The sequence below is a fragment of the Streptomyces flavotricini genome, assembly GCF_020639365.1.
Lineage (GTDB): Bacteria > Actinomycetota > Actinomycetes > Streptomycetales > Streptomycetaceae > Streptomyces > Streptomyces flavotricini.
This window is the reverse complement of record NZ_JAINUL010000004.1, coordinates 1-949: the sequence shown is the minus strand read 5'-3', so window position 1 is coordinate 949 and position 949 is coordinate 1. Positions and strand designations below refer to the sequence as shown.

Here is a 949-nt window from a genome sequence, read left to right as displayed (position 1 = left end):
GTGAGGACCACAGCAGTTCCACCGGGTTCAGCTCCGGAGCGTAGGCGGGTAATCGCTCCAGGGTCAGCCAGTCCTGTTCGGCGACCCATGCTCGCATCGCCCGGCTCCAGTGAGCGGACAGTCCGTCCCAGACGAGGATCACTCTGTCCCCGCGGTAGAACGCCTTGATCTGTTCGAGGACCTCAATGAGGGCGGTCGTGTCGTAGCTGCCGGGCTTGAGGTGGAAGCACAGGCGGGGGCCGCGGTCGGGGTCGGTGGCGTGGTAGCCCAGGGCCGCGGCCATCGAAGCGCGTTTCCAGTTCAGCCGGTGCCGCAGGAGCGGGGTGCGGCCGCGCGGTGCGTAGGTGCGGCGGACTTGGGGGAGCAACGAGACGCCTGATTCGTCGAGGAACACGATCCAGGCACGTGTGTTCACCGCCCCTTTTTGATGCGCGGCCATTCGTGCGCGATCCAGCGGGCGATCTCGGACTCGTCCCGCTCCACCGCCCGCCGCTCAGGGCGTTGCAGGCTCCACCCCAGCCGGCCGGTCAGCAGACGCCACACCGACGCCCGCGACAACGACACCTGCGTCACCCGCTCGACCACCACGCCGACCCGCTCCAACGTCCACAGATCAGCCCCGAATCCATGCGCCTGAGCACCCCGCTCCAATGCGGTCCGCACCTCTTCCACCTGGGCGTCGTCGAGCTTCGGCCGGCGACCGGGGGCTGGCCGCCGCCGCAGTGCTTGGGCTCCGCCGTTCTCCCAGGCCCGTCTCCACCGCCGGACACTCTCCGCATGCACCCCCACCATCCCCGCGATCTCGATGTTCGAGCAGCCCTGCCCGAAAAGCTCGACCGCACGAACACGCCGAGCTTCCGCCAACTCAGGCCGCTTCAAAGGAGGAACAGGAGAACCGGACACACCAGACGAAGACTTGTAGGACACCCCGACAGCCTCCCACCCACAA

Annotated in this window: 2 protein-coding genes; both read right to left on the bottom strand. The window is 68.1% G+C overall.

Features of this window, described 5'->3' with window-relative positions; translation table 11 throughout:
* A partial coding sequence (locus tag K7B10_RS40040) for a transposase (RefSeq protein ID WP_229345891.1) occupies positions 1 to 415 on the bottom strand: 415 nt, incomplete at its 3' end.
* A partial coding sequence (locus K7B10_RS40035) for a winged helix-turn-helix domain-containing protein (RefSeq protein WP_229345888.1) occupies positions 412 to 949 on the bottom strand: 538 nt, incomplete at its 5' end. The genes K7B10_RS40035 and K7B10_RS40040, both read right to left, overlap by 4 nt.